The sequence below is a fragment of the Acinetobacter sp. ANC_7511 genome (assembly GCF_056779975.1).
In genome coordinates this window covers 1-25114 of sequence record NZ_JBWYIY010000022.1, presented here as the reverse complement: position 1 = coordinate 25114, position 25114 = coordinate 1, and the positions used below count along the sequence as shown (strand labels likewise).

The 25114-nt window shown below is 38.0% G+C and carries 25 protein-coding genes and 1 pseudogene; 13 read left to right on the top strand and 13 right to left on the bottom strand.

What is annotated here, in order from left to right; all coding sequences use genetic code 11:
* Window positions 1-7 precede the first annotated feature (7 nt).
* Window positions 8-1156, bottom strand: coding sequence for a DNA polymerase III subunit beta (gene dnaN / locus AC1M9L_RS13415; protein WP_180028822.1), 1149 nt, complete (start codon window positions 1154-1156; stop codon window positions 8-10).
* 106 nt (window positions 1157-1262) lie between these two features.
* Window positions 1263-2648, bottom strand: coding sequence for a chromosomal replication initiator protein DnaA (dnaA, locus tag AC1M9L_RS13410; protein WP_035268607.1), 1386 nt, complete (start codon window positions 2646-2648; stop codon window positions 1263-1265).
* Window positions 2649-3292: 644 nt separating this feature from the next.
* Between dnaA and rpmH the strand changes: the two genes are divergently transcribed.
* From rpmH to mnmE, 5 genes and pseudogenes are all read left to right on the top strand, one after another.
* Window positions 3293-3427, top strand: coding sequence for a 50S ribosomal protein L34 (rpmH, locus tag AC1M9L_RS13405; protein WP_000831329.1), 135 nt, complete (start codon window positions 3293-3295; stop codon window positions 3425-3427).
* A gap of 32 nt (window positions 3428-3459) precedes the next feature.
* Complete coding sequence (gene rnpA / locus AC1M9L_RS13400) at window positions 3460-3852, top strand: ribonuclease P protein component (RefSeq protein ID WP_035268604.1); 393 nt, start codon at window positions 3460-3462, stop codon at window positions 3850-3852.
* Window positions 3853-3861: 9 nt separating this feature from the next.
* Window positions 3862-4183 (top strand): annotated as a pseudogene (gene yidD, locus AC1M9L_RS13395) (membrane protein insertion efficiency factor YidD).
* Window positions 4184-4188: 5 nt separating this feature from the next.
* The gene (yidC, locus tag AC1M9L_RS13390) at window positions 4189-5943 is read left to right on the top strand and encodes a membrane protein insertase YidC (RefSeq protein ID WP_035268599.1); all 1755 of its coding nucleotides are present in this window, start codon (window positions 4189-4191) and stop codon (window positions 5941-5943) included.
* A gap of 80 nt (window positions 5944-6023) precedes the next feature.
* Entirely contained in the window at window positions 6024-7388 is a 1365-nt protein-coding gene (mnmE, locus tag AC1M9L_RS13385) for a tRNA uridine-5-carboxymethylaminomethyl(34) synthesis GTPase MnmE (RefSeq protein ID WP_092768715.1), read from the top strand.
* A gap of 47 nt (window positions 7389-7435) precedes the next feature.
* Here the strand turns inward: mnmE and AC1M9L_RS13380 are convergent, their stop codons facing one another.
* Window positions 7436-8629 carry an MFS transporter gene (locus AC1M9L_RS13380; RefSeq protein WP_092768718.1) on the bottom strand — a complete coding sequence of 398 codons (1194 nt, stop codon included), beginning with the start codon at window positions 8627-8629 and terminating at the stop codon, window positions 7436-7438.
* A gap of 217 nt (window positions 8630-8846) precedes the next feature.
* Here AC1M9L_RS13380 and AC1M9L_RS13375 point away from each other — a divergent pair, with 217 nt between their 5' ends.
* Window positions 8847-9548 carry a DsbC family protein gene (locus AC1M9L_RS13375; protein WP_481592399.1) on the top strand — a complete coding sequence of 234 codons (702 nt, stop codon included), beginning with the start codon at window positions 8847-8849 and terminating at the stop codon, window positions 9546-9548.
* 51 nt (window positions 9549-9599) lie between these two features.
* Here AC1M9L_RS13375 and AC1M9L_RS13370 read toward each other — a convergent pair whose 3' ends face one another.
* The 5 genes from AC1M9L_RS13370 to AC1M9L_RS13350 all read right to left on the bottom strand — a co-directional run bounded on the left by AC1M9L_RS13370 (window position 9600) and on the right by AC1M9L_RS13350 (window position 13201).
* A complete protein-coding gene (locus AC1M9L_RS13370; RefSeq protein ID WP_035268591.1) occupies window positions 9600-9851 on the bottom strand; it encodes a GlsB/YeaQ/YmgE family stress response membrane protein in 252 nt (83 codons plus the stop codon).
* Window positions 9852-10000: 149 nt separating this feature from the next.
* Window positions 10001-10528, bottom strand: coding sequence for a hypoxanthine phosphoribosyltransferase (hpt, locus tag AC1M9L_RS13365; protein WP_481592398.1), 528 nt, complete (start codon window positions 10526-10528; stop codon window positions 10001-10003).
* 136 nt (window positions 10529-10664) lie between these two features.
* The gene (locus tag AC1M9L_RS13360) at window positions 10665-10796 is read right to left on the bottom strand and encodes a hypothetical protein (protein WP_257219949.1); all 132 of its coding nucleotides are present in this window, start codon (window positions 10794-10796) and stop codon (window positions 10665-10667) included.
* Window positions 10762-12093 carry a guanine deaminase gene (guaD, locus tag AC1M9L_RS13355; protein WP_481592397.1) on the bottom strand — a complete coding sequence of 444 codons (1332 nt, stop codon included), beginning with the start codon at window positions 12091-12093 and terminating at the stop codon, window positions 10762-10764. The genes AC1M9L_RS13360 and guaD overlap by 35 nt, the downstream gene beginning before the upstream one ends.
* Before the next feature lie 52 nt (window positions 12094-12145).
* A complete protein-coding gene (locus AC1M9L_RS13350) occupies window positions 12146-13201 on the bottom strand; it encodes a Rieske 2Fe-2S domain-containing protein (RefSeq protein ID WP_481592396.1) in 1056 nt (351 codons plus the stop codon).
* Window positions 13202-13365: 164 nt separating this feature from the next.
* Between AC1M9L_RS13350 and AC1M9L_RS13345 the strand changes: the two genes are divergently transcribed.
* Window positions 13366-13929, top strand: a complete 564-nt coding sequence (locus tag AC1M9L_RS13345; protein WP_180028803.1) for a nucleotidyltransferase family protein — start codon at window positions 13366-13368, stop codon at window positions 13927-13929.
* A gap of 68 nt (window positions 13930-13997) precedes the next feature.
* Here AC1M9L_RS13345 and AC1M9L_RS13340 read toward each other — a convergent pair whose 3' ends face one another.
* A complete protein-coding gene (locus AC1M9L_RS13340) occupies window positions 13998-14960 on the bottom strand; it encodes a TerC family protein (protein ID WP_481588063.1) in 963 nt (320 codons plus the stop codon).
* A 638-nt stretch (window positions 14961-15598) separates the two neighbouring features.
* Between AC1M9L_RS13340 and AC1M9L_RS13335 the strand changes: the two genes are divergently transcribed.
* Window positions 15599-15886 carry a GNAT family N-acetyltransferase gene (locus AC1M9L_RS13335; RefSeq protein ID WP_035268578.1) on the top strand — a complete coding sequence of 96 codons (288 nt, stop codon included), beginning with the start codon at window positions 15599-15601 and terminating at the stop codon, window positions 15884-15886.
* Between the two features lie 21 nt (window positions 15887-15907).
* Complete coding sequence (locus AC1M9L_RS13330) at window positions 15908-16201, top strand: GNAT family N-acetyltransferase (RefSeq protein ID WP_481592395.1); 294 nt, start codon at window positions 15908-15910, stop codon at window positions 16199-16201.
* A gap of 27 nt (window positions 16202-16228) precedes the next feature.
* On the opposite strand, the gene mpl is transcribed toward AC1M9L_RS13330, so the two are convergent.
* Window positions 16229-17599, bottom strand: coding sequence for a UDP-N-acetylmuramate:L-alanyl-gamma-D-glutamyl-meso-diaminopimelate ligase (mpl, locus tag AC1M9L_RS13325; protein ID WP_481592394.1), 1371 nt, complete (start codon window positions 17597-17599; stop codon window positions 16229-16231).
* Between the two features lie 252 nt (window positions 17600-17851).
* On the opposite strand from mpl, the gene AC1M9L_RS13320 reads away from it, so the two are divergent.
* Complete coding sequence (locus AC1M9L_RS13320) at window positions 17852-18196, top strand: DMT family protein (RefSeq protein ID WP_035270328.1); 345 nt, start codon at window positions 17852-17854, stop codon at window positions 18194-18196.
* 16 nt (window positions 18197-18212) lie between these two features.
* On the opposite strand, the gene AC1M9L_RS13315 is transcribed toward AC1M9L_RS13320, so the two are convergent.
* Window positions 18213-19475 carry a DUF2254 domain-containing protein gene (locus tag AC1M9L_RS13315; RefSeq protein WP_481592393.1) on the bottom strand — a complete coding sequence of 421 codons (1263 nt, stop codon included), beginning with the start codon at window positions 19473-19475 and terminating at the stop codon, window positions 18213-18215.
* 286 nt (window positions 19476-19761) lie between these two features.
* On the opposite strand from AC1M9L_RS13315, the gene purE reads away from it, so the two are divergent.
* The 3 genes from purE (at window position 19762) to AC1M9L_RS13300 (ending at window position 23321) form a co-directional block, all read left to right on the top strand.
* On the top strand, window positions 19762-20274 hold the full coding sequence (purE, locus tag AC1M9L_RS13310; protein WP_035270333.1) for a 5-(carboxyamino)imidazole ribonucleotide mutase: 513 nt from the start codon (window positions 19762-19764) through the stop codon (window positions 20272-20274).
* Window positions 20275-20289: 15 nt separating this feature from the next.
* Window positions 20290-21411, top strand: a complete 1122-nt coding sequence (locus tag AC1M9L_RS13305) for a 5-(carboxyamino)imidazole ribonucleotide synthase (RefSeq protein ID WP_481588067.1) — start codon at window positions 20290-20292, stop codon at window positions 21409-21411.
* A 629-nt stretch (window positions 21412-22040) separates the two neighbouring features.
* On the top strand, window positions 22041-23321 hold the full coding sequence (locus AC1M9L_RS13300; protein ID WP_481592392.1) for a lytic murein transglycosylase: 1281 nt from the start codon (window positions 22041-22043) through the stop codon (window positions 23319-23321).
* Window positions 23322-23378: 57 nt separating this feature from the next.
* On the opposite strand, the gene AC1M9L_RS13295 is transcribed toward AC1M9L_RS13300, so the two are convergent.
* Together AC1M9L_RS13295 and AC1M9L_RS13290 are read right to left on the bottom strand one after the other, a co-directional pair.
* Window positions 23379-23753, bottom strand: coding sequence for a hypothetical protein (locus AC1M9L_RS13295; RefSeq protein ID WP_035270344.1), 375 nt, complete (start codon window positions 23751-23753; stop codon window positions 23379-23381).
* Between the two features lie 100 nt (window positions 23754-23853).
* A complete protein-coding gene (locus tag AC1M9L_RS13290) occupies window positions 23854-24771 on the bottom strand; it encodes a matrixin family metalloprotease (protein WP_481592391.1) in 918 nt (305 codons plus the stop codon).
* Window positions 24772-25114 lie beyond the last annotated feature (343 nt).

Below are 25114 nucleotides of genomic sequence, written 5' to 3'. Positions count from 1 at the left end.
AACAACATTAAACACGCATCGGCATGACGACATAGGTTTGATCTTGATGTGCTGGATCTTGAACCAATACAGATTGGTTTGCCTCAGTCATCGTCATTAATACATCATCACCATCCAGCACATTCAATACATCCAAAATGTATTGTGCGTTGAATGACATTTCCATAGGTGCATTATTGTATTGAATCGCAAGATCTTCAACTGCCTCATCTTGCTCTGGATTATTGGCACGAAGTTGCAGTGAATCTGGATTGAAGTTTAAAAATACTCCACGTAATTTTTCATTACTCAGGATAGCAACTCGCTGTAATGATTGTTTGAAAATATCATGTGCAATCGTAACTGTTTTATCACCGCCACGAGGAATAACACGTCGATAATCAGGGAATTTACCATCAATTAATTTTGTAGTAATACGAACAGTAATATCACCCTGCTCTTTATCACGGCTTGGAATTGTCAAAGTAACATTCAGGAGCTCACGACCAATTAACAGCGAGAGTTGATTATCTTCGATACTCAATAGACGCTGTAATTCACCGACCGCTTTACGAGGCACAATTGCTTGCACTAACTGCGAAGCATTTGAACTGGCCAATGTTTCACAAAGAGCAAGACGATGTCCATCTGTCGTCACTGCACGAAGCTGATTTTCATCAATTTCAAGTAAAGTACCTGTAAGATAAAAACGGACATCCTGAACAGCCATCGCAAAAGAGGTTTTTTCAAATAAACGTTTTAGTTCACGTTCAGTGACCTGAACTTGAGTCCCTTGACTATTTTCAGTCGTTAATAAAGGGTAATCCTCAGCAGATAATGTTCCTAATACAAAGCGGCTATTACCAGATTTCAAAATACAACGCTGGTCTTCTGTGATTTGTAAATCAATCAGTGCTGCTGTCGGTAAAGATTTACAGATATCCATCAATTTACGTGCGGGTACTGTGGTTTGACCTGCTTGTAAACATGCTCCCTCTAAAAGCGTTGTACTCGCAACAAGTTCAACTTCAAGATCGGAACCTGTAATCGTCAGTGCATCTTGAGTAACCTGAACTTTGACGTTTGAAAGAATATTTAACGTATGGCGACGTTCTACAGCACCTACAACATGAGACAAAACATTGAGTAAGCTTTCTTTCGCGATCTTCAAACGCACGATGGATTTCCTCTAAAAACAGTATATCGACGACAGACTAAAACACTTTTAATCATGTACTATGCGGCAGAATATGCCGCATTGCAAGAATAGAATTTAAACAGATTTAGCTTTGTAATAAGCGCATTAAATTTTTGTAATCTTCATTAAAGATGGGATCTTCAGCACACAAACTCTGCACTTTTTCACAGGCATGCATGACTGTACTGTGATCACGACCACCAAATGCCATGCCAATTTCAGGAAAACTGTCGCCCGTTAATTCTCTCGCAAGCCCCATTGCTAATTGACGTGGTCGAGCATATATACGAGTTCGTTTAGGTCCAACCAACTCTTTCAATGGGATACGAAAATATTCACTGACTACACGCTGAATATTTTCGGTGCTAATAGTACGAGCACGAATCGCAAGAACATCTTTCAGTGATTCTCGCACCACATCTAAGTCGATTGGTGTCCCTTTAAAACGAGAAATCGCGACGACTTTATTTAATGCACCCTCAAGTTCACGTACGTTTGCCACAACTTGCTGTGCAATAAAGAGCGCACAGTTACGAGGCAAATCGATACCATTACTTTCAGCTTTTTTAAGTAAAATCTCAATTCGAGTTTCAATATCAGGCGGTTCTACCCCTACCGATAATCCCCATGAAAAGCGAGATACCAAACGAGGATCTAACTCGGTCAACTCTTTAGGATAGCGATCTGAGGTCAAAATAATTTGTTTAGATTCATCTAATAAGGCATTAAACGTGTAAAAAAACTCAACTAAGCTGGCTTCTTTACCTGCAAGTAAATGGATATCATCCACTAAAAGTAAGTCCAGTGAACGGCAATTTTTTTTAAATTCTTCGACTTTACCTTGTTGAAGTGAACTCACAAAGTCCTGAACAAAACTTTCAGCAGTCATGTACATCACACGAGCATTTGGTTTAGCTTGTAATAAAGCATTACCCACTGCTTGCATCAAGTGGGTCTTACCTAAACCAGTCGGACCGTATAAAAATAACGGGTTATGTTGAGGTTCGCCTAACTGAGTTAACACTTTACGGCAGGTTTCTGCCGCCATCTGATTTGAACGCCCTTCGACGAACAATGCAAAATTAAACAGCGGATTTAATAATCGTTTTTTTGATGTTTTTGTATTTTGCTGCTCATTGCTTTCTTTTTTTGCTCTGACTACAGGTGCTGCTGCTGAAGACTCAAGCGCTGCAGTTGTTGTCGCAGGTTGCTCTGAAGCAGATAAAATCGCGCCTGGTCGTGAGTCGACTAAAATTTCAACTTTACAAACACGTCCTTCAGACATTTGTTCTGCAAGAATGCTAATTAATTCTAAATGATGTTCTTGAATATAGCGTGTCCAGTAAGGATTAGGTGCATAAAGCTTTAAAACACCATCTACCTCTTCGGCAACCAATGGACGTATCCACATTGCAAAGACATTATCTGAGAGCTCTTGTCGCAAGCGATTTAAGCAGTCTGTCCACAGCATGTGAAACCCCTCATTCCATTTAAATTTAAAAACAACCCCATGAGATTGGGGAGGCAATCATACCCAAGTTATCCACATATGTCATGAGTAATTTTGAACTTTAAACACAAATAATCAAATTTAAAAGTCTAAATTTAAATTTAAAATAGGGTGTGGATAAGGTTTTCCACAAACTGTGGATAAATAAAAGTAATAACTTATCCACAATCTATAAAAAATATGAAAACATAGTTATCAACAACCTAAGTATATATATTTAAAAAAAAATAATGCCTTATCCATAGAAAATTACAACCCTAATAGTAATAAATTTAAATTTATAAATTTGAATTTATTTAATAAGATTCGGTTTTCTGTGGATAATCATTCCTTGTGTTTAAATTTAAATTCAAATTTAAAAATCAGTCATAATTAAAATTCATCTTGTGTATAAGTTTATGGATATTTCTGTGGTTAACTTAAATACTATAATAAAAACATATATTTATTTTGTGTATAAATAGATTATTTAACAAATTTGTATCTTTCTCAGACTCAAGCAACTTTCATCAAAAGTGTTACACAATACTGTTTAATATTGACAGAACAAACAATGCACAATACAATCGCGAACCTTTATAGAACACCAACTTTGGAGTTTCGATATGAAACGTACTTTCCAACCATCTGAATTAAAGCGTAAACGCGTTCATGGTTTCCGTGCTCGTATGGCGACTAAAGCTGGCCGTCAAGTATTAGCTCGTCGTCGTGCAAAAGGTCGTCACAGCTTAACTGTTTAATACCAGTTTAGTTTATCGACGATTTGGGTGTTATGACACTTTATAGTTTCAGTCCAGAGGTGAGAATCCGCTGTGCTGCAGATTACAAAGGTGTATTTGATGGTGCGCTTTTTAAAGTGCATCAACCCCATTTCTTATTTTTAGCTACACCGACTAAACAGCCTAAAAGCCGTTTAGGTATTGTTGTTGCTAAAAAGAAAGTGCGCCGTGCACATGAAAGAAATCGAATAAAACGTATTGCTCGCGAAAGTTTTCGCTTAAATCAGCAAGATATAGATTTATTGGATATTGTGGTCATGCCTAAGGTAGGTATTGAGTCGATTCCGAATGCTGAATTGCATAAGCAATTACAATTTGCATGGCAGAAGCTACAGCGTCTTGTAAAAAAACATCATAAAATATCAGTTCCCTCTCCTCAAAGTTAGAGGTGGCCAATGGTCCGTATATTGCATTGGTTGATTCGTTTCTATCAAATTGCGATTAGTCCGCTCCTTGGACCTCGTTGCCGTTATTTCCCAACTTGTTCTCAATACTCGTTAGAAGCTATTCATATACATGGCCCGATTAAAGGTGTCTGGTATGCAACGCGACGGATTTGTCGTTGCCATCCGTGGGGTGGAAGTGGATATGATCCTGTTCCCAAAAAAGCAATTCGTTTTATTTCATTTCAGCAAATAGATTCTCAAATGACTCACGTTACTGTACCCTTGCGTGAGCGTTTATTGAACCAAAAATCACTCTAACCAATTGGGGTAATCGATATGCAACAATGGGCCAGGTTTGCAATTCTCGGGGCCATGTTTGTCACCGCATATTTGCTTATTCTTGCTTGGCAAAAAGACTATGGTCAAACTGAAACAACTGCTGCGACAGCACCTGCTGCCGTCGTTGCCCAAGATGTTTCTGCTGATCTGCCAACGAGCCAAACGACAGCGGGTTTAACTGATATACCGCAAGCAAATATTGCAGCTGAACAACAAGACACAACTACACCTGCAACAGCAAATCAACAATTAGTTGCTGTTCAAACTGATTTATATCATCTTTGGATTAACCCTAAAGGTGGTGACATTGTCCGTGTTGAACTACTCAATCATGATAAAAGTAAAAATAGTGAACAACCGTTCGTTATGCTTGAAAATGATGAGAAACGTACTTATGTCGCTCAATCAGGTTTAATTGGTTTAAATGGACCTGACAGTAGCCGTAGTGGACGTCCAACATTTGAGTTTGAAAAGTCGACTTATACTTTAGCTGATGCTCAAGCAACCACCAATAAAGATGGTGAAGCTGAGAAAGTGTTAAAAGTACCAATGGTATTAAAAACGGCTGATGGTGTTGAAATCATCAAAACGTTCACTTTCCAAGAAGGTGCATATCCAGTTAACGTAAGTTATCAAGTGATTAACCGTAGTCAGCAAAACTGGCAAGGTCAAATGTTTGGTCAGATCAAACGTGACAACTCTGAAGATCCAGGTAAAACTGATCAAGGAATCTTTACGCTGGGCACTTATTTAGGTGGTGCTTGGGGTACACCTGATGAACACTATAACAAATTAAAATTTGATAATTTTAATGAAGAAAAGTTAAGTGTTGAGGCTCAAGGTGGTTGGGTTGCAATGGTTCAGCATTACTTTGTAAGTGCTTGGGTACCTGGTAACTTCGGTAACCAGCCGTATTCTGCAAAAATGGAGTCACGTAAATCTGCTGATGGTATGAATATCATTGGCTTTACTTCGCCTACCATTAATGTGCCAGCTGGCAAAACAATGACTGTTGATGCAACATTCTACTCAGGTCCAAAAATTCAATCTGAATTAAAAGACTTGGCAACTGGTTTAAATCAAACGGTTGATTATGGTTGGTTATGGCCAATTGCGAAATTGCTATTTTTAGGTTTGCAATTCTTCCATGGCATTGTTGGAAACTGGGGTTGGTCAATTATTCTATTGACAATTCTTGTGAAACTTATTCTTTGGCCTCTTTCATCTAAGAGCTATCGCTCTATGGCAAAAATGCGTGTGATTGCACCAGAAATGCAACGCATGAAAGAAGAGTTCGGCGAAGACCGTATGCGTTTCTCACAAGAAATGATGGCACTTTATAAGCGTGAACAAGTCAATCCATTATCTGGTTGTTTACCTTTACTTCTTCAAATGCCAATTTTCTTGGCTTTGTATTGGGTGCTCATGGAGTCTGTTGAGTTACGCCACGCTCCTTGGTTAGGTTGGATTCAAGATTTATCTGCAATGGACCCATGGTTTATCCTACCATTGTTGATGGGTGTAACGATGTATGTTCAACAAATGTTGAACCCACAGCCGACAGATCCAATGCAAGCAAAAGTCTTTAAGTTTATGCCGATTATTTTCACGGTATTCTTATTGTTCTTCCCTGCTGGACTTGTGCTTTACTGGATTGTCAACAACTTGATCACGATTCTTCAGCAAGGTCTGATCAATAAGAGTGTTGAGAAAGCTCGCTTAGCAAAAGAAGATACAGCATCTACGAACTAAGTTTTGTTAGTAGCTGAATCGATCCGCTTAAGGTGATATCCTTAGGCGGATTTTTTTTGCCTTGCTTTGAGATCATTTCAATGACGAACCTACAACATCAAACCACTATTGCTGCGATTGCAACACCGCCAGGTCGTGGAGGTGTAGGTGTAATTCGACTGTCTGGTCCTAAGGCATATGCCATAGCAGAGGCTTTAACTGGTAAGGCACTCGGTCCTGCTCGTTATGCTGCATTTCGTCAATTTCTTGATGCGAATGGGCAAGTCATGGATGAGGGTTTGGTGATTTGTTTTCCAAATCCGAATTCTTTTACGGGTGAAGATGTAGTTGAGTTACAAGGTCATGGTGGACCGGTGATTCAAAACACATTATTGGGTCGACTGTTAGAGTTAGGCGCAATTGCAGCAAAAGCGGGTGAGTTTTCAATGCGCGCTTTTGAAAATGGAAAAATGGATTTAGTCCAAGCAGAAGCAATCGCTGATTTAATTGATGCTACTTCACAAGCAGCAGCTCGTTCTGCAGTACGTTCATTGCAAGGCGCATTTTCTTCTAAAGTAAATACAGTATTAGAAAAACTCATTCACTTACGATTACATGTTGAGGCGGCGATTGATTTTCCTGAAGAGGAAATTGATTTTCTTGCAGATGGAAAAATTTTAGCGTTATTGGAAGATGTGCAGGCATCAGTGGGTGCAGTACAACAATCAGCACGCCAAGGTCAACTTCTGCGTGAAGGTTTACAAGTGGTGATTGCAGGGAAACCCAATGCAGGTAAATCGAGTTTATTGAATGCATTGGCTGGTGTTGAGCGCGCGATTGTAACGGACATTGCAGGTACAACGCGTGATGTACTACATGAGAAAATAAGCCTAAATGGTTTGCCAATTACCCTGACGGATACAGCAGGTCTGCGTGAAACGGGAGATATTGTTGAGAAGGAAGGTATTCGTCGAGCGATTAAAGAAATAGAAAATGCTGATCTCCTACTCTTGGTTTACGATTTGAGTCAAGGTGAAGATCCGATGCATTTGGCAGATACTTACTTTGCTAATTATATCGATCCTAAACGCTTAATTTTAATCGCTAACAAATGTGATTTAGTAGATAGTGAAGCTAAAGTTGCTGATCTCCAAGGCTTTAGACACATTACGGTCTCAGCCAAGCAAGAAATGGGTGTTCAATCGCTTGTAGATGCGATTACAGCACATGCAGGCTTTCAGCCTGAAGAAGATACCTTTATTGCAAGAACACGCCACCTAGACGCAATGAAGCGCACTCAATCTTATCTTGCGGAAGCTCGTGAACAACTTGTTGTTTACCATGCAGGAGAGCTTGTCGCAGAATCGTTACGTCTCGCACAGAATGCATTAGGTGAAATTACTGGTGATTTTAGTGCGGATGATTTACTCGGAAAAATCTTTGGCTCTTTCTGTATTGGGAAGTAAACGAGTTTTTATCTGTGGTTTAAAAAGCCCAGTAAGGGGCTTTTTGGTTAATTGGCTAAAGGTAACTTGCTTGGCTTAACCATCATCTGCTTTATGAATAAAACAATCAGTAAGATTGAAATTGCAATACAGAACCAAATCACTGCATTTGTAAGCCCAAAATGGTCAGCTAAATATCCTACTGCTAGGATGGGTAGAATCGTTCCGAGATAGCCGATAAAGAGATAAGTAGACATGACGGCGGCTCGATTGTGAGGTGTGGTCATGTGATGAATAAGTCCGAAAGCCCCAAGTAAAGCTAAGCCATGTCCAATCCCAAACAGACCATCGCTTAGGAAAAATAACCAGCTAATTTTAAACTCCATACAGAGGAATAAAGCGATCACGCTCATGAAGCAAGTCATGATACCGAGTAATAGGCTGGATTGCGGTTTGATTGATCTTGAAAAAAATTGTGTCGCAGCTGAAATCAGTAAAATGACAGTAATGGCAGAACCACTAATCAGTGGACCGTGCCAAGGCAAAATGTCTTTAACAAATGAAGGAGATAGTGAGGCGTATAAACTAAATCCTGCAAAAACAGCAAATGCAGTCAAGCTCAGTATAAAAAATTGAGTGCGATCATGTGATTGTGGTGTTAATAATTTGGGAGCAAAATTAAATTTTTGCACATCAAAAGGTATAGGTTTGAGTGTAAATAGACTAAAGAAGCAAAATATTGAACCTATCACAATGGGTACATAAGGTATTACCAAAGGATATGCAAAGAATTCAGCAAAAAATCCCCCAAATAAAGGACCTAACCCAAATCCAACAGCAGTAATGATTGAGCTTAATTGTGGTGCAATTTGTTTATGGGAAGTTGGAACAGTTTGAATAAGCCCAATAAGAGCAGATGTTGTCATCAATCCAGATGCGATACCAATGATAAATCTTCCCCATGAGAGAGACATGACATCGCTCGCAAAGATAGACATTAACAAGCCAATGGTGATAAAAATGAGCCCAAGTTGCATAGTTTTTACATAACCAATGGTATTACTGGTTCTGCCCAAAAACAGTAAGGTGGTCAGGCACCCTAGCATGTAGGAAACGAAAATAAAGGTGATATCGCTCGGGTTTAACCCCCATAATTCTTGGTAAATTGGATAAAGTGGGCTAGCAAGCGCTGTTCCAATGGTGCCGATACAGAGTGCGATACTTACGAGAATAAAATCTCGCCACGATTGGTTTTCATTCATTATTTGTCTTATAGAACAGCAGTGCTGATACGAAGATTCATTAGTCTATGTCGACTGTTAAGCATGAGTCAATTATCTTCAATCAGTTAAAATTCAACTGTCATATTTGGTTTCACGTGAAACAATTTATGAGGTTTAAAATTACATAAAAACTGATCTTTGTAGAAAGTAGAAGATTAGAATAAGCAATAATATCCATCAAACATATGCTCAACTTATGTATAAAAAAATTTTAATCAGTGCTTTACTTGCACTGTCTACAAGTTCTAGTTTTGCGAATATTGAATTGCTTCAGCAAAAAATTAAAACGCAGCACCCAAAATTGAATATTCAAAATTTACAAAAAACTGAGATGAAAGGTCTCTATAGCGGATCTTTAGACAATCAGATTATTTATATTGATGAAGAAGCTAAGCATTTATTCTTTGGATCAATGATTCGTATCGAAGATCAAAAAAATCTAACACGTGATTTGGTGCTGAAACATAATTCAGTCGACTTTAAACAACTTCCACTTCAAGATGCCATTAAGACTGTAAGGGGGAATGGTAAGCGTCAGCTCGCGATCTTTTCTGACCCAAATTGTCCATATTGTAAGACGCTTGAAAATAATTTAAGCCAGTTAAAAGATGTGACAATTTATACGTTTATGTATCCAATTAAATCTCAATCGATCCAGCCCTCTAAACAAGTTTGGTGCTCCGCAAACCGTGAGTTTGCATGGAATGCTCTTTTACAAAAGAATCAACAACCAACAGCCCAAGCTGATTGTTCAAACCCTATTGAACGAAATTTGGAACTTGGACGTCGTCTAGGTGTTCAAGGAACGCCAGCAATTATTTTTGAAAATGGATTTAAGGTAACAGGCGCTTATCCAGCTTCAGAAATTGAAAAAATTTGGAAAGAGCTGAACTTATAAAATCTAGTTCATAGAAATGAAAAAAAGCACCTTAACAAGGTGCTTTTTTGATTAAGATTTTTTGGTAACGAGGTTATAAATAAACAGAACGATAATTGCGCCTATGACTGAAGCAATAAAACCTGCCGATGAACCTTCGGGATAAATATTAAGAAGGCGTCCACCATATGTAGCAAGTAATGAACCAGCAATACCTAATAACGTCGTGACAATGAAACCTGCTTTATCGTCACCAGGATGAATTGCGCGAGCAATTAAACCTGCTATAAAACCGATAAGAATAGCTCCAATAAGTGAAAACATACTTGTTCTCCTTTTTATCATGAATTTTTATTGTGTCGCTCAAATATAGTTGATTATGTATTGATGTTTGAAAAGAAGAATCACGCTACATGTTGTTGTTATTTTGTTGTTTATAAAGAAAGTGGCATATGCCACTTTCTTGAAAAACATTACAGACCGATTTCACCAATGAATGGAATATGACGGTATTTTTGATCGTAATCTAGTCCATAACCTACGATAAATTTATCTTCAACTTCAAATCCTAGAAACTCTACTTCCAAGTCGATTTCTCTTCGAGAAGGCTTACTGATCAGCGTGCAAAGTTTGATAGAGTTTGGCTCACGAGTTTCAAGGATTTCTACCACTTTACTCAGCGTATTGCCTGAATCGATGATGTCCTCTACGACAAGAACATCTTTACCATGAATTTCACCATCAAGGTCTTTTAGAATTTTAACATCACGACTAGAAGTCGTTCCACTGCCGTAACTTGAAACTGTCATAAAGTCGAGTTCGTGTGGTTTTTCAATGGTGCGGCATAGGTCTGCCATGAAAATCACTGAACCGCGAAGTAAGCCTACAAGAACCAATTCTCGATCACTATTTGCATAGTGAGCATTAATTTGATTACCAAGTTCATTAACTTTCGCTTGAATTTCTTCAGCGGAAATCAACACTTTCATGTCAATGGTCATGGGTAGATACCTAAAACAACAATTCTAAAATTAAAAAAGGTGTTGACCTGCAACACCTGAAATATGCTTCGATTTTAAAACATATCCCAGAATGTTGCACCCTTTTTAAAAAAACGAAATGTAAACTAATGGTTTATTAATGCGCATCGCGTTTTAGTACGACAGCACAAACTAAGAATACAGCACCAATTAACACATATTTTTTAATTGGGTGTTGTGGTTGAGTCTGAGCATTAGGATGCTGATTGTTGATATGCTTTTTGTCCATAAATATAAGTCGCCTCAATATTTCGATCATCACCCATGGTAAACAATGCGAAAAGTGCATCTTCAATATTTTTAGCGCGTTGTTGTCTTAATGTTTGTAATGCAGTGGCATTCAAATTTAATACAACAAAATCCGCTTCTTTTCCAATATTAAAGTTACCAAGTTTATCCTCGAGCGCTAATGCTTTTGCTCCACCTAGGGTCGCATGATAAAGCGATTCAAATGCAGATAATTTGTCGCCTTGGAGTTGTTGAACTTTATAGGCTTCATTCAACGTCTGAAGCTGATTAAATGAAGTCCCCGCACCGATGTCTGTGCCAAGACCGACTTTAACTTGTTTATCCCAGGTTTTTTTCAATGGAAACAATCCACTTCCTAGAAAGAGGTTTGAAGTCGGGCAGAAGGCGATTGCAGAGTTTGTTTGATGCATACAATCCCATTCATGCTCTTCTAAATGAACACAGTGAGCGAAAACAGATTTATTGCCTGTTAATCCATAGTGGTGATACACATCTAAATAGCCATTTTGCTCAGGAAAAAGCTCTTTCACCCAAGCGATTTCATTGGTGTTTTCACTCAAATGAGTATGAATATATACATCAGGATATTCAGTTTTTAACTGCCCTGCTCTTTTTAATTGTTCTGGTGTAGAGGTAGGCGCAAAGCGAGGCGTAATGGCATAAAGGTTTCGACCTTTACCATGCCATTTCTCAATCAATTCTTTGCTATCTGTATAAGCATTTTCAGCGGTGTCTGTCAGTGCTTCAGGTGCATGACGATCCATCAATACTTTGCCTGCAATCAAACGCATCTGGTATTGTTCTGCCGCTTCAAATAGTGCATCAACAGATTCTTTATGAACTGTACAAAAAACCAATGCAGTCGTTGTGCCATTTTTCACCAGCTCATTGACAAAAAAGTGTGCAATTTGGTCTGCATAAGCTTTGTCTTGAAATTGGATTTCTGTAGGAAAGGTATAAGTGTTCAGCCATTCGAGTAATTGTTCGCCATACGCACCTACCATTTCAGTTTGAGGAAAGTGAATATGCGTATCGATAAAACCAGGAACAATCAGTTGATCTGGGTAATGCTCAACTTGGATAGAGGATTCAAGCTGACGGAGCTGTTGTTGCCCATCTTCCCAACGACCAAACCATTGAATTTTACCCGCTTGAGTAATCAATAAACCATCTTCTACGTAACGCACTTGGTCGTGAATTTCACGCGCTTGGGCAACCGTATTCTGAATATCTAGGAAGCGACCGCGAATCGCCGTCGATGCAACTACAGAAGACATTTAAAACCTACACTTTTAATTTTTTCGATTGATTGTAACTGATCTATCTTAATTAAACTGTATATCGTTTGCTGAGCCCCCACTCTGCGAGAATACGACGATAAGTAGTCGAAGATCGATCAGCCTCAAAATGCGCTTCCATCATTAAATCAAGTGGTAATTCTTCAGGTTTTTGCGATTCTACGATATCTTGGTCTTCGGCAAAAATTTGGGCATTAAAATCATAGACTGCTTGTAAATCTCCAGTCTGATCAAAATTACGCGTCAAAGGAACAAATAATCTGGTTTGATTGACCGATACAGGACAACACGCATTCAAGATTTTTAAAATCCCATTGTCTGGAAAATCTACAGTTAATATCGCTGAAAATGGTGGGTAAATATCAAAAGTTCTTTTCCACTCAAAACCTTCTGGCTCTAGGTGTTTCAAAGCATGCGGGTAATTACTGACACCACTAATATAAATTGTTTTTAAACCATAGTCTGTTCTCTCAGTATGGTATTTCGGTACAACTGGGTTGTTTCGATCTGCAAAAGCTTCGTGATGCACCCATGCAAAGTGAGCTACATCAATGAATCCTTCGAGTTGACGACCTGCTGAGCCTGCAATATCAACATATGGAGGTAAAATAGACTGATGATCAGGATGATCCCAAGTGTCAAGTTGGGGAATATTATTGTGTTGAAAATCACGTCCATGCAAGCTAGTCCAGACCAGTCCATATCTCAAAATTACTGGAAATTGAGTTAAACTAAAACGGTCAGATATCTTAGTTAAATCAGGTTGAGCAGGAATTTTTGTACACTTCCCTGCAAGGTCGAATCTTAGACCGTGATATCGGCAAATAATTTCTTCACCCTCTACCCATCCTTTACTTAGAGGTACACCACGATGAGGGCAGATATCACGCACTAATCGAATTTCCCCATTGTCAGTTTGGTAAATCGCCATTTTTACATCAAGTAAAGTGACCTGATGTGGTGTGGTTGAAACATCTTGAATACGAGCCACTGGATACCAATATTGCGCGAGAATTTCCCAATCTTGTAAGTCGAAACTACATTGGCAAGGTGCACTGAGTGGATTTAATGCGGGAATCATATTCATCGTCATTTCCTAAAAAAAGAGCTCCGAAGAGCTGCGCTAAATTTACTGAGCTTTTTTCTTTGGAGATGATGCAAGATCTTTGCCAACCGTCTCTTAACATTTAAAATTGGAGAGCTGAGTGGAAATATTAAATTCTAATCAAAATATATAAAGTGAATTTACCCATGGACTTATATGAGAAGTTAAGCCATTTAATACGGTCTAATGCAGATATCTATGAACTTTTACAGTGTTTACGGCAGATTGATAGTGCGGCCTATTTTAGTGCGGGCTTGATTCGAAATTGGATCTGGTCTTATTTACATAATCAAAATTATTCCATTTTTGAAACTGAAATCGATGTCATTTATTTTGATCCTTCAGAAAAAATGGATGAGAGACGAAATTATTTAAAGGGTGCACTTCAACATAGATATCCTAATATTCATTGGGACATTACAAATCAAGCTCTGGTACATCATTGGTACAGAACTGATGAAGGTGCTCAAATTGATCCATATACTTCAGTACATCATGCTATGAGTTTTTGGCCAGAAACGGCAACCGCAATCGCTATCAAATTAATGGAGAATAATCATATTGAAATCCTCGCCCCTTTGGGGCTTGAAGATTTATTTACTTTAAAATTAAGGTGGAATAATCGTTTGGTTTCACGTGGAGTCTTTGAACATAGGGTTAAGTCAAAATGTTTTTTGGAACGATGGCCTAAGTTAAGCATTGTGAATTAGATGGCTCATCTAATGATATAAATAAAGCCTTCAGATGAAGGCTTTATTGAATCCAACAAAGTTTGACCTTATAAGGTCGTTTGATGATGTTTTTTACTATAACGAATTGAAAGCCATGCTGTAATTGAAAGGGCAATCACGATAAAACTTAATGAGATCCAAATTGGCATATGGAATACGTCAAGCATAAGCATTTTGAAACCGATAAAAATTAAAATAGCCCCAAGTCCATAAGGCAAATAATGCATTTTTGAAGCGGCTCCAGACAGTAAGAAAAACATAGCCCGTAGACCGAGGATAGCCATCAAGTTAGCTGTAAGGACGATAAAAGGATCAGTGGTGACCGCAAAAATCGCTGGAATAGAATCGACTGCAAAAATAACATCAGATGCCTCGACTAAAATTAGCACTAAAAATAATGGGGTTGCCCATAGAACGCCATTTTGCCTTACGAAAAACTTATTTCCTTCCAACTGTGGAGTAATTCGCATGTGTTTGCGTAGCCATTTCAGAATGGCCATATCTTCAATATTTGGATCATCCTCTTGTCCTTTAAGGAATTTAAATCCAGTGTATACAAGGAAAGCACCGAAGATATAGAGGATCCACGAAAATTCCTGAACGAACCACGCACCGATAAAAATAAAAATTGTTCTGAGAATAATAGCGCCCAAAACACCATAAAGGAGTAATTGACGTTGAAGTGCAGGAGGTATAGCGAATGCAGCAAAAATCATTAGCCACACAAAGACGTTATCAATTGCGAGTGACTTTTCCAGTAAATAGCCGGCAAAATATTCCATAACTTTCGTATTGGCTACGTTTATACCAGCGGTATTTTCTAGATATAGCCATAGTCCACCACCAAAAAGTGTTGCGACAGTGACCCATGCAATACTCCAATAAGCAGCAGTTTTAACTTTAACTTCTTGACCTTCTTTTTGTTTAAAACCTAGAAAGTCAATTAAGAGCATAATCGTGACGATGCCAAAAAAAATGACATAAAGCCAAATATTGCCTATGGTTTCCATAGTGATCTCCAATACTGGCAATTGATTTTGGCATAAAAAAACCTCGACCAGTTGCCAGATAATAATTCTGAAACAACATGATCAAGGTCTTGCCTACACCATTTTGATTAAGCATTTTTTAGATAATCGAAATGATGCTCAGATACCGACTTCTTTCAAAGTGTAATGACGATATTCTGACACAGTATTTAAGTACTGTTGGAGGAGGCTACTCCCCTTGTTCAAATTTGATAATAAATTACGTTGAAATCGTTTCATTTGATTTCGAGTGCACAAAGGATGACACACTTATAAGTTGTGTGCAAATTATTTAAATGGGTTATTAAATTTGTCTTTAAAAATTGAAATTAATAAGATTATTGCAATGATGATCAATACTACAATTGATATTAAATAGATATCCATTTCATTTACTCATTAATTTTTTAACAATAATAATACATTTATATGTTAAAAAAATAACATTTAATGATTATGACTGACAATATATATTTTTGTTTTTTATAATATTTCTTTTTTTAAAATAAATTAAAGTTTTGAATTTGTAATTGATAGACAAGTTTGTCCCATTTTTTCATAGTGTTATGTAAATATGTCGTTCTAATCTATATTTAATAACGAATGATAGGATAATGATAATGTTAGAAATTAAACATCAAGAAAATGGATCAAAAGGTGAGTTTTTTATTGGTGAAGATGGCCATCATTTAGCTGAAATGACTTATTCATGGGCAGGTGAAGATAAATTTATTATTGATCATACTTGGGTTGATGATTCATTAAGAGGGCAAAACGTGGGACGTCAACTTGTTGACCGTGCGGTGGAATTAGCACGTCAAAAGAATGTTAAAATCTTACCGCTTTGTCCATTTGCTAAATCTGTTTTCAACAAAGATGAAGCAATCCACGATGTTCTGTTTAAATAAAATCATACAGTGAGCAGTCATATGCAGTTTGAACATATCGATAGTGTGAAAGGCGGTGAGTTTTATCTCACGGACGCAGATCAATCAAGAATTGCAGAAATCAGCTATCGTTACCAAACTCCACAGATCATTATAGCGGATCATACTTGGGTCGATGATCGTTTACGTGGACAAGGAACTGCAAAGTTATTGTTAGATCGACTTGTAGAATTTGCTCGTACAGAAAAATTAAAAATTGTTCCAACTTGCTCTTATGTGGTTGTCATGTTTAAGCGTTTTCATAATGAATATCATGACGTTATCGCTTATAAATAAAAAAGCCCGCAGAGCGGGCTTTTTTATTTATTCTTTTGCTTTGAGTGCTTGAATGAGTTTTTGATGCAAACCACCAAATCCACCGTTTGACATGATCACAACGGCATCCCCCTCGCCTGCTTCATTCACGACATTTCGGATGATCTCTTCTAAAGTACGCGCTACCACAGCTTTATTCGGAGCAGCTTCAACAACAGGTTGTAGATCCCAATCTAAACCCTCAGGTTGATACCAAATCACTTCATCTGCCAATCGAGCAGAATATGCTAAACCATCTTTGTGGCTTCCCATTCGCATCGTATTTGAGCGCGGCTCAATAATCGCCCATAGTTTACGTTCGCCTAATCGTTTACGAGCACCATCCAGTGTTGTGTCAATTGCTGTTGGGTGATGAGCAAAATCATCGAAAACTTCAATACCTCGAATGGTATCGAGGAGCTCCATACGGCGTTTTACACCACCAAAATTCGATAATGCTTCGCATGCAGTTTCAATGGAAACACCTACATGCTCTGCAGCTGCAATGGTTGCTAAAGCATTTGCAACGGAGTGTTGACCTGTCATCGACCATTGGACTGTACCTTTTACTTCGCCGTCTTTTAAGACTTGGAAATGAGTACCATCTGCAGAAAGTTGGTTTGCAGAGATAGTTGCTTGATCATGAGATTCGAGGGATGTGCGGACGATCGGTGTCCAACAGCCTTGTGCCAAAACTTCATCAATATTCGTTTCAGTGATTGGTGCGATGATACGGCCTTCACTTGGAATAGTACGAACCAAATGATGAAATTGTTTTTGAATGGCAGCGAGATCATCAAAGATATCTGCATGATCAAATTCAAGATTATTCAGAATAGCTGTCTTTGGATGGTAATGAACAAATTTAGATCGTTTATCAAAGAAGGCAGAGTCGTATTCATCTGCTTCTACACAGAAATATTGACCTCCGCCTAGACGAGCACTTTCTTTAAATCCAAGTGGTACACCACCAATTAAAAAACCCGGTTCCAAGCCCGCTTGATCTAATACCCAAGCTAACATCGTGGTAGTAGTTGTTTTTCCGTGTGTACCAGCAACCCCTAATACATGTTTACCTTGTAGCACATGGTCGGCAAGGAACTGTGGTCCAGAGATATAGGGTAAACCCTGATTTAGCATGTATTCAACGGCGTCAATTCCACGTTTCATGGCATTACCAACGATCACTAAATCTGGGTGTGGTTGCAAATGACTACGGTCATAACCTTGCATTAAGGTAATACCCGCATTTTCAAGTTGTGTCGACATAGGTGGATACACATTTTGGTCCGAGCCTGTCACTGTGTGCCCTAGGTCTCGAGCTAACAGTGCTAACGATCCCATAAAGGTGCCACAGATTCCCAAAATATGCAGATGCATGATGATTTACTCCACTACTCTTTTCGACACAAACATCTTTTTGGTGCTGTTGTCATGTGTTATTTGATTTGATGTCAACGATAACAAGGGTCTTGGTGAAAAGATAGTGATTATTAGAAGGCATTCCGTAAAATTTTGCAGAAATAAATTTTTAAACTTATGAGCTAAAATATATGAATATTTTTAATCTAGTATGATGAAACGAAATGATTTAATCGTAGAATAACGCGGACGATTTAACTTGAGATTTAAATGATTTATTTACCTTTATTGCTTCTGATTTTAGCAAATTGCTTTATGACTTTGGCGTGGTATGGTCATTTAAAATTTTTGCCGCATGATGCCCCTTTATGGCAAGCCATTCTATTTAGTTGGATCATTGCATTATTCGAATACAGCTTAATGATTCCTGCAACCAAGATGCTGGCTCAAAATGGCTGGGCTGTGGGACAAATGAAAATCACTCAGGAAGTCGTTACGCTATTGGTATTTGTTCCTTTCATGATTTTCATGTTTAAACAGCCTTTCAAATTAGATTATGTATGGGCTGCACTTTGCTTATGTGGTTGTGTCTATTTTGTATTTAGAACACCATGATTCAAAAGGATGAAGATTAACTAAAGTTATTTTCATATTCCCGAACTAATCTTTGACGATCAGGTTCAAAATCAAAATGTTTTAAGCAGCGTGCCAAGATTTCATGTGCCATTTCATGAGCAGCTTCCCGTAGTTCCGGTTCAGATACATTTTTTTCAATCATGGATAAGCATTTAATTATTCTTTGATTTAATTCGATATTACTTATACAGTCCCGTGCCATCGGTGCAAAGCTACTGCTAATAAACTCACGAATATCAAACATATCGACACTGATATTCGAGAAATTAAAAGTTTTCTGTTCTGGATCTGGCTGACTATCAATAATAATCCGCGTTAAGGCATTGATCGCACTAATTGCTGAACCCACATCATTAATTGCAGCTGACATCGCTTTTTGTCCAACCTCGCTCATGACCAATAAACCAAATCTTGGGTCTTGTAAAAAGCTTCGGTTCGTTTCGATAATCACGAATTCATGAATTTGATGTTCTAAATTTTTTAATTCTTCGTCATCTATTGGATTTTCCGTAAAGACTTCAATCAGAACCAGTGATGGGTCTACGAATTTCCCAGGAAGAAAAGCAAGATGAATATGTGCATTGTGAGTTTGAGCAAGAAGATTTAAGGACTCAATATCAAAATGAGTAAAATAACCTGTCTGTTTTGGGTGTATTTTGAGTTGGCTTTCGCCAAATGGTTTTTGTCCTGAAGCGCCAAAGTTGGGGTGTGTACGGAATGTACTTAAAGCTTGAGATGCTGCTGTTTCAATTTTAGAAATAGCATTGGTTAGTGTGCCAAGCTGAGACAATGTTTGTACCCAGCGAATTAATGTCACAATCAAATAAATAAGAACCAAAATGGTACTTACGAATAAGACAAATCGACCCGAAACTCCATAATATTGTAAACCTAAAGCGATTTTTGCGATGACGGCATAGATAAATGCGGAAATAAAACTGGTAATTGCGAGACGAGTATTATCATCATTCATCATCAGCTTATAAGCACGTGGCGTACCACTCGATGAAGCTGAAGCAAATGCGGCGACCATAATCGAAAGTGAAAATGTAGTGACCGCCAGCATACTCGAAGCAATGATATCCAGTAGGCTACTTAGTGTTTCAATACTGATATTTGGAACCGCGTGTGATGGAATAAAATAACGACTTGCAGTTGCAAATAAAGAGAAAAAAATCGCTAATAAAGCTCCAAGTGCTGGTGTAAACCATAAATTTTCTGCAGGGTTATTCCACCATAATTTCAGTTTAAACCACATGCTATATTCTCCTTTTTATTTTTTAATTTGAATGGCTTAGTTCAGTTTAATCCAAATTCAATTTCAATTTATCTTAAATGAGCCAGATGTTTAAGGTGGATGAGGCAGAACAATGACCAATCATAAAATTCATTTTTATGTCTATTAACAAGTATATATTTTTAATCCTTATTTTATCAGCTTAACTTTAGACCTATTCATTTTCAGTCTATAATAGTGAGTTCTTATTAAAGCTTGGCTCTCGTCGAGATTTATCTCTCTTACTTTAATCTCTGGAAACATTGCAATGAATGCGGCCGCTTCACAAGACACTCCTCTCGTTGGAATTATCATGGGCTCTCAGTCAGACTGGGCGACACTCGAACACACTGCCAATATGTTGAATCAGCTTGGTGTACCCTTTGAAGCGGAAGTTGTTTCAGCACACCGTACGCCAGATCGTTTGTTTGAATATGCTGAGCAAGCTCGTGATCGTGGTATCCAAGTGATTATTGCGGGTGCTGGTGGTGCAGCGCATTTACCGGGTATGTGCGCAGCGAAGACTGATCTTCCTGTTCTAGGTGTGCCGGTTAAATCTTCGATCTTGAATGGTGTTGATTCATTGCTTTCCATTGTACAAATGCCAGCAGGTATTGCTGTCGGTACATTGGCAATTGGTCCTGCAGGTGCGACCAATGCTGCGATTATGGCGGCACAAATTTTAGGTTTAACTCGCCCAGATATTGCAAAGAATGTAGCCGATTTTCGTTTAGCGCAAACTGAGAAAGTTGCGAGTAAAAATATTCCTGGTCAAGCTTAATTCGAGAGAAATCTTATGGATAAAACCATCGGTATTTTTGGTGGCGGTCAATTGGGTCGAATGATGGCGCAGGCGGCACTTCCATTAAATATTCAATGTACTTTTTTTGAAGCAAGTACAGACTGCCCTTCTGCTGCTTTGGGTCCAGTGATCTCAACTCAAGCTAAAAATGGCTTACAGGATTTCATTAATAGTGCAGAAGTCTTTTCTTTAGAATTTGAAAATACGCCATTGTCAGATGTAGATGTATTAACTGAAACCAAGCAACTGCATCCCCCGCGTCAGGCTTTAGCGATTGCTCAGCATCGCTTGTCTGAAAAAGCGTTATTTGATGAGTTAGATATTCCAGTAGCACCTTACAAAGCGGTGACATCACTAGAAAGTTTACAAAACGCGGTCGCTGAACTTGGTCTTCCAATCGTACTAAAAACTTCACGTGGTGGTTATGATGGTAAAGGTCAGTTTGTCTTACGCACTGCGGATCAAATTGATCAAGCATGGGCGGAACTTGGTCCTGCGGGTGAATTGATTGCTGAAAGTTTTGTGACTTTCTCGCGTGAAGTGTCAATCATTGCAGTACGTGGTCAGAATGGTGATGTGAAAACATGGCCATTGGCTGAGAACCACCATCACAATGGTATCTTATCGCACTCGATTGTCCCTGCACCGAACAGTGTAGATCTACAACCTGTAGCACAAGATTACATCACTCGCTTGCTTAACCATTTGAACTATGTCGGTGTGCTGACGCTTGAGCTATTTGTGACGGACAAAGGCTTATATGCTAATGAGATGGCGCCACGTGTACATAACTCAGGTCATTGGTCGATTGAAGGTGCTGTGTGCTCTCAGTTTGAAAACCATATCCGTGCTGTTGCAGGCTTACCTTTGGGTTCAACTGAGATGATTCGTCCAACGGTATTGGTGAACATTATTGGTCAGCATCCAAAGACTGAAGATGTGTTGGCTTTAGAGGGTGCACATTTGCACCTTTATAACAAGTCAGAACGTGAAGGTCGTAAAATTGGTCATATTACCTTAATGCCAATCGATAGCTCAGAATTGACTACACTCTGTCGCCAATTGTCGAAAATTTTACCAAACCCATTAGCATTAAGTGAAGATATGACCATCTAGACTTTAAGTTGCTGATAAAAAAAGCGATCACACGAGTGGTCGCTTTTTTATTTATCTTGTTTAAGGCATGATTGCGCCTCTTTAAAAATCACTTGCCATTGGTCGGATGAAATTTTAAAAAAATTGCATAATAATTATACTATTAGTTCTGATTAGAATACATATCTTGAACTGTGTATAAGTTTGATTATGGCTTATGTGAGCCATCTTAACTTTGAATTCAAAGTGGGTTTAAATTCAAAATAATAGGCTTGCAGGATATTTTGAATTCAAAGTTACTATTGAGGTTTGAATTCAAAAATGTATTTAAAGATTTATATCTAAATTCTTATCTGTTGAGTAAATTAAATTATTTTAATATTTATAATTTTCAATGATTTAGGTTAATTTGTAGTATTGGATGACTGTGGATAAGTTTTTGAATTTAAATGTTGTGTGGCGGTTTAAATTTAAATTCAATAACAAATGAATTTAAAACTAGGTTGTGGATAAGTTTTTAAATTTAAATTTTCAAAATAAATTTAAAAAGTAGAAAGTATGAATTTAAATTTACGATTCGATGCTTTAATTTTTAGAGTGAGCTGTTAAGGTAAAGACATAATTCCAACATTTTAGAATTACAGGGTCTTATGCAACGGCTTGCACTCACGATAGGTTCATTTTTTTTAGCGATGTCTCAAACTCATGCTGAGTTGATTATTAATGGTCAGTCTGTGACAGCCTCGCCATCCATGACGGCAACTGTGTCATCCGCTCCTAATTTTCAGCAATGCATCTCGAATTTAAAATCACAAGCGATTACTAAAGGGGTTAGCTCGGCGACGTATGATCGTTACACGCAGAATTTAACTCCTGACTATTCTGTGATTGAACGTTTAAATTATCAGCCTGAATTTTCGACGCCAATTTGGGATTATTTGTCAGGTTTAGTTGATGATGAACGTGTTCAATTGGGGCAACAGAAACTTCAACAGCATCGAGAAACACTTGACCGTGTAAGTGTGGCTTATGGCATTCCAGCTGAAATGGTGGTTGCAGTTTGGGGAGTTGAGAGTAATTATGGTGATATTTCTGGACGCTATCCATTGCTTCAAGCTTTGGGAACTTTAAGCTGTGAGGGGCGCCGTCAATCGTATTTTAGAGGTGAATTTTTTACCACCATGAAACTTTTACAGCGTGGTGATGTTCGGGAAGAACAATTGAGAGGATCGTGGGCAGGGGCTTTTGGTCATACTCAGTTTATGCCTTCAACCTATGATGAGCTTGCTGTAGATTTTGATGGTGATGGACGACGTGATCTAGTCTCGAGTATTCCAGATGCTTTGGCTTCAACAGCAAATTTTTTGAAGAAAAGAGGATGGCAAACTGGTCAACCTTGGGGATTTGAAGTGCAGATTCCTGCAGGAATGTCAGTTGTAGGTGAGGGGCGACGTAATAAGAAAGCATTGTCTTATTGGGTCAATCAAGGATTGAATAGAGTGGATGGCTCCCCTTTAATTCAGGGTAATCTTTCTGCATCTTCTCAAGCTGGGTTGCTTGCGCCTGCTGGCAGTGCTGGGCCGGTCTTTCTAGTATTTAAAAATTTTGATGCTATATATAGTTATAACGCAGCAGAAAGTTATGCGTTGGCAATCGCACATTTATCAGATCGATTGCAAGGAAAAGCTAAAATTGCAAAAGCTTGGCCGACTGATGATCCTGGTACATCAAGAGCAGAACGCCGAGAAATTCAACGCTATTTAATCCGGCGCGGTTACGATATTGGTGCGATTGATGGTTTAATTGGGGATAAAACTCGACAGGCAATTCGTCAAGAGCAAACCCGATTGGGCTTAAATCCTACAGGTCGAGCGGGACAGCAGATATTGAGTGCATTTAGAAATGAGCAGGCTCGGCTGATGATGCAATAAATAGGTTCTCGGATTAAAAAAGGTCAACATAGGTTGACCTTTTTTGTGATGATGTTTCTAAATAATAGAGCGATCGATTTTCACAGCATCGAGTAAGTCAAAAATGACTAAGGTTACATCTTGACTTAATTCTCGATCGTTAAAAATTTCATAAGCTGTAATGGTGACATCTGTATCGCTTGGAAGCTGGCGTTGTTCCTCTTCAATTAAATCTTGAATAGGTAATAATGTTTGCTTAATTTGAATATGTAAGACGTCTTCGAATTTAATGTTCTCATCATCGAGTTCGATGAGTTGTTTATTGAAATATGGCAGTAAAATTGAGTAGAGATAAGGTTGAAGCTCGACAATATCAAATATTTCAATATCACGAGTTTCCTCGATCGTGCTGATATGATCATTTACCTCAAGAATAATATGATAATAACTCACGTCTCTCTCCTCTGATTAATTTTAAAATACCTTAACACGAATTCAAAACTATTCAATTAAATCCGTAATTTAATTATGGGATTGAGCTGTGGCGCTGATTTTATCGACTTTTTAGCAGTTCGAGGTCGGCAGTAGTCAATTTAAAATTGGAGAAATTCTGATTTTCTAGAATTGGATACATTAAGGCATTGGGGTCATTAGTATGCTGAAGACCTAATGCATGGCCAAATTCGTGAGCTAATGTGATTCGAAGCTCATCTATAGATTGAAATTCATAAATATTGATTTCACGACCATTAAACTCGCCTTTGTGGAACATTTTGGCTTGAAAAACTTGGTTAAACTCATTAATAGCTTTACGTTGTTGGTGTTGGGATTGGTTGAATTTTTCAACTTTATCGTTGAGTTCTGTTCGTAAGATGTTAAATCGTTCAATATTGCTTTCAATCCCAAGCTTCTGCTGTGTGAGCCGTGTCTTAGAGTTATTGATCTGCTGAAGTTGTGAATCTGTAATAGATGTGTTTAAGCCATTAATGTGGTGGACGAAATTATTATGTTGATCTAGATCATTACTATAGTTGTGTTGCTGCTGTTCAATTTGCTGTTTTAAAAATTCAAGTTGTTGTGATTCTTGCTCTAGCTGTAATCTCATTTGGTCGGCTAATGATTTGCTATTTTCAAATTGCTTTAGCGTATGCTTTCTATAATTGGATTCATTTTGACGTTCATCAAAAATGAGATTAATTGTAAGACGAGCATTGGGGTCGTAAACGAAATACTTTTGTTGAGTTTGATTTTCCCAGATATTCGCTGCCTCTTGAGTTATTTGGCGTAATGCCTCTGTATCAAGTTGAAATCTTGGGTCAATAAACCCAATACGATATCTTAGGCGTTGATCAATGGGGTGTTGAAGCCGATCTAAAGTTGAATTGTGATTTAATTGAGGATGAATAAAACGTTGTACAGCAAAATATGCAACGCATAAAAAGGAAAAGATCAGAATAATGGAGCGCATCATGCGAGCAATTCAACTTAATTTTTATTCAATGTAGCCTAAAAAAACATTTTGGAAAATAAAACATCAAAATATATGAGCTCCAGTGTGTATAAAAATGAAAATTATTCGTAAAATTTAAATGAATGATGAAAATAAATATGAATAATGATTAAAAAACGAGTGAAAATTCATGTTTTTCATCTTTTTAGTCGAAAAAAGCAACACCCGTTGAAAATAAGTGAAATAAGGGGTTGCAAGGGAAGAAAAAATCTATAGAATGCACCCCATACCGACGAGATACACGGAAACGAGCGAAGCAGGTTGCTGAGTTGTTAAGTGTTTCGAGTCCAGCTTCTAGCATTGA